The 4,116-nt window shown below is 37.0% G+C and carries 5 protein-coding genes; 3 read left to right on the top strand and 2 right to left on the bottom strand.

Going from position 1 to position 4,116, the window contains the following annotated elements; all coding sequences use genetic code 11:
• The first annotated feature begins 393 nt into the window (after positions 1-393).
• The 3 genes from rbfA (at position 394) to F6K13_RS21635 (ending at position 3,184) form a co-directional block, all read left to right on the top strand.
• Complete coding sequence (rbfA, locus tag F6K13_RS21625; RefSeq protein ID WP_124147502.1) at positions 394-825, top strand: 30S ribosome-binding factor RbfA; 432 nt, start codon at positions 394-396, stop codon at positions 823-825.
• Positions 826-1,040: 215 nt separating this feature from the next.
• The gene (locus tag F6K13_RS21630; RefSeq protein ID WP_124147503.1) at positions 1,041-2,645 is read left to right on the top strand and encodes a glycoside hydrolase family 3 N-terminal domain-containing protein; all 1,605 of its coding nucleotides are present in this window, start codon (positions 1,041-1,043) and stop codon (positions 2,643-2,645) included.
• 314 nt (positions 2,646-2,959) lie between these two features.
• A complete protein-coding gene (locus F6K13_RS21635) occupies positions 2,960-3,184 on the top strand; it encodes a DUF4327 family protein (protein WP_124147504.1) in 225 nt (74 codons plus the stop codon).
• 129 nt (positions 3,185-3,313) lie between these two features.
• Here the strand turns inward: F6K13_RS21635 and F6K13_RS21640 are convergent, their stop codons facing one another.
• Both F6K13_RS21640 and F6K13_RS21645 read right to left on the bottom strand, forming a co-directional pair.
• Positions 3,314-3,700 (bottom strand): hypothetical protein, encoded by a 387-nt coding sequence (locus F6K13_RS21640; RefSeq protein ID WP_124147505.1) that lies wholly within the window; start codon positions 3,698-3,700, stop codon positions 3,314-3,316.
• 224 nt (positions 3,701-3,924) lie between these two features.
• Positions 3,925-4,116: hypothetical protein (locus tag F6K13_RS21645; RefSeq protein WP_287288338.1), on the bottom strand; the 192-nt coding region annotated here is incomplete at its 5' end.

A 4,116-nucleotide genomic window follows, 5' to 3' on the forward strand; every position in this document is an offset into this window, starting at 1 on the left:
AGGCAGGAGGCAGAAGGAAAGAAAAGGTTAGAAGGGAAAAGGTTTTTTATCACTGATTATCCGGACATGATATTACACATTAACCTTATACATAGTGTGCCACTATAGTTAAAACTTAAGTATATGTAACGTTTTGCCTAATTTCTAACATATTGAGAATTAAGATCAAATTTGACAAATAATCCTACTTCCTTTGCCTTGTAGAAATATTGGATGCAATGTCCTCACTAATGACTACTCTAACACTTAGTTATGAAAAAAAAGTTCAAAATCAAAAAATTACAGCCTGGGTATTAACTAACTTCATTCTACAAAGCTGCCATAAGTTTACATAAATTTATCGGAAGTATTAGAATAGTATAGTTAAGTATCAAATTGTAGGGGGTAATGATCATGGCTACAGATCGCCGCATTTCCCGGGTTGCTTCATTAATCAAGCGGGAAGTCAGCCAGATGTTGCTCCATGGTATCAAAGATGACCGTGTAGGTATTGGTATGGTCAGCATCACAGATGTAGATATTTCTGGAGATTTACAACACGCTAAAATATTTGTTAGTATCTATGGTTCTGAGGAAGTAAGATTCCAAACTATGGAAGGTCTAAAATCTGCTACTGGCTATGTTCGCAGCGAATTGGGTCATAGGATACGTCTGCGTCGGACTCCAGAAGTTATCTTTGTCGAAGACCGCTCTCTAGAACGTGGGACTCAAATTATATCACTTTTAAACCAGCTTTCTGAAGAACGTCAACAACAGGCAACGGAAAATCCTACAGAATCAGATTCTCAGAATATAGAAAAACTTACTTCAGACGGAATAGATTGAAGAAGGAGTCAGGAGACAGAAGACAGGAGACAGAATCAATTGGATGGGAATTTATACCCCATAAAGCTTCGGTATCAGGAGCCAGGTTATCGGAGAAAAGCCAAAACATTCTACTGACTCGGTCCTCCTGATGACTGACTTCCAGCTTTTCGCACAACGTCTGCGTCAGGAGAAGGCTGTTAATTACCCATTCCTAAAATCCCGATCACTAAACTATGAATTTAGCAGAAAAAGTTGCTCAGATGGTTGTAGTTAGAGCTTCCGGCAACCTATTTGACAATCAAATTCGTTATCCAGACTGGGAACCTCCCACCAATAAGCTCAAATATTGGCTGCAAGACTTGGGTGTTGGAGGAGTAATTTTTGTGGATGGGAGTGCTATAGACTTGGCAACTCGCATCCAACAGCTTCAGTCTTGGGCAAAAATTCCCCTACTTTTGGCTGCTGATATTGAGGAAGGAGTAGGTCAAAGGTTCGCCGGAGCAACTTGGTTTCCTCCACCAATGGCGATCGCTGCTATTGCTCAAACAAACCCCAAAAAAGCTATAGAGTATGCTGAAACTATGGGGACTATTACGGCTCAAGAATCTGTGGCAATTGGTTTAAATTGGATTTTAGCTCCAGTGGTGGACGTGAATAATAATCCTGGCAACCCAGTGATTAATATTCGTGCTTTTGGAGAAACGACCGAATTAGTGGGTCAACTGGCAACAGCTTTTATTCGAGGGACTCAACAATATCCAGTTTTGACTACTGCTAAACATTTTCCTGGTCATGGGGATACTACGGTTGATTCTCATTTTGAATTGCCTGTTTTACCCCACTCAGAAAGTAGACTGGCAGAAATTGAATTGCTTCCCTTTGTAGAGGCGATCGCTGCTGGAGTAGATTCTGTGATGAGTGCCCATTTGTTGATTCCTGCTTGGGACTCGGAACTACCTGCGACTCTGTCCCATAAAATTATCACAGGTAAGTTGCGCCAAAAGTTGGGTTTTAATGGATTAGTTGTTACCGATGCTTTGGTTATGGGGGCGATCGCTAATCGTTATGGCTTGGCAGAGGCTTCGGTTTTGGCCGTAGAAGCTGGTGCAGATATTTTACTGATGCCTTTAGATGCAGAGGTTACTATTAATGCTGTTTGTCATGCAGTTAGTCAAGGCCGTATTTCTGAATCACGGATTGATGAATCTTTGCAAAGAATTTGGCAAGTTAAAACTAAAGTTTATCCTACCTGGCAACCGGGAAATGAGAGAGGTTCAGAAAATTTCTCAGCCTCTACATACTATTTAGTTGAGAAGTTATTTCAATCACACGCACAAGAAACTGTAACTAAGATTTTGCATGATTCTCTGCAAGTAGGAGGAAGTTATCTCCCACCAAAACCAAATGTCAAGCATTTACGCAATTTAGTTTTTGTAGATGATATACTCAACAGTGCTTTTTTAGGGAATTATACTCCAGCAGTAGCTCTCCCCAGAAAATTTGGTTACCAACTACAAATTATTGACAGTAATTCAGAAATCCCAGAAGCTCTTACCCCCAATCATTTGACTTTACTACAACTATTTATTCGTGGTAGTGCGTTTAGTAAAATAGCTAGTCTAACACAAGCATCCCAAGATTTAATTAAGAAATTATTAATAAATAGTGAATTACAGGGTCTGATCATATACGGTAGTCAGTATACATTGAAACAGTTTTTACCAGAACTGTCATCAGATATACCTTATGTCTTTTGCTATGGACAAATGCCACAAGCCCAAGCGATCGCTTTAAAGCTTTTATTTCAAAGATTTACAAATTTACAAGTATTTCTCTAAAATCTAATAAAACTCGCCTGACTATTGACAAAAAAACATTAAAATGATATTCGGAGACGATTGTTTCAGGTCAGGAGGGTAGAGAAATCCTCAATTAGTGACTTTGTAGATCGTATTTCATAGTACATAGTTGCAATTTAGACCAACAGTAAAAGAAATGTTTTGGTTCTATGACTTTTAGAATTCTTATCAAAAGAACATAACAAATTGTAACTCTGTATACTGAAAAAATTAACATTCATAATCCGGATTTTTGTTCTATATTATTAATAGCGCCAAAAATTACTCAAACTACGCTAAAAAAAAGGGTGACTATGACTTACACCACAGTTCAATATTCTTTAGACATCATCAGGGATGAAGCAAAAGAACTTGTACAAAAAGGAGTTCTTGGACGTCAGCAACCTATTTATACTCTCTGCCAATACATTCCTGTCAGAGAATGGGCTTGTGTAGAAGGTGAATTGGAAAAATGTAACTTTCTACTTAGAGACCGAATTGCTGACCTAATAGGCAACGAAAAATGGGAAAACGACTAAAAAAAACTAACTCAGCTAAATTGGACTATTAGCTGGGTTAGGTTTTGTAATTTATCCTAATTTATAAAGACTTTTTAATCCCTAGATAAATGGATAAGATTCATCCAAATAGAGGTATGTGATGTATTATCAGTTTTGAGAGTTTGACTCCTGAAGTTTATGTAAATCAGCTCGTAGACCGGCGATTTCTTGAGTTAGCTCCAGCAAATCTTCTTGTACGTCTGATGACACAAAACCAGAAGTAGAAGTAGGACTTGAAGAAGCCGTTGTACTATCAGTATTGACCTGACTATTTTGTTGATTCAAAATTGTATCAACAAAGTTCCTGGCTTCTTGTTCAGTCATCTCTCCTCTATCAGCCCATTCCTCAGTAAGTTGATTGAAATCAGTACTTAATTTATTCAAATTTTCATCTCGCTTACTAGAGTCTTGCACAGTTTCTATAAAAAAGGATGTAGCCCCCAAGGTGACACGAAATCCTTTTTGTAGTAGTTGAGTCAGATTATCCGGATTCATAATGGTAAGTTAATTGAGCATGAAATGGACATTTCTCGATCGCTGCAGATGAGAAACAAACTTATATTGGTATATTGGTAATATAACTAAGCTAGAAGCAAGTGGAAAGTTGTTATATGATATTTTCTAGATGGGCGAGTCTAGATATTTTTATTCTGATCACTTGTAATTTGGATTTAAAGCCTAATTGATATAGCTTCAATTTGTGATTATTATCTACTTGATTACGATGTTTTAATAATAATCTCTTCTACACCCAAATTTATTAACTTCTTTTCAACTTGGGAAACAACATTTTTTAAATTGATATATATCAATAAATATTCATTTTTTGTCAATCTGTATATCATTGAACCTTTTACCGCAAATGATAATAAATCTTTTGGTATATCGTCAAATTCAAAAAACTTTTGCAA

The organism is Okeania sp. SIO2B9 (assembly GCF_010672505.1).
GTDB classification, from domain to species: Bacteria; Cyanobacteriota; Cyanobacteriia; order Cyanobacteriales; family Microcoleaceae; genus Okeania; species Okeania hirsuta.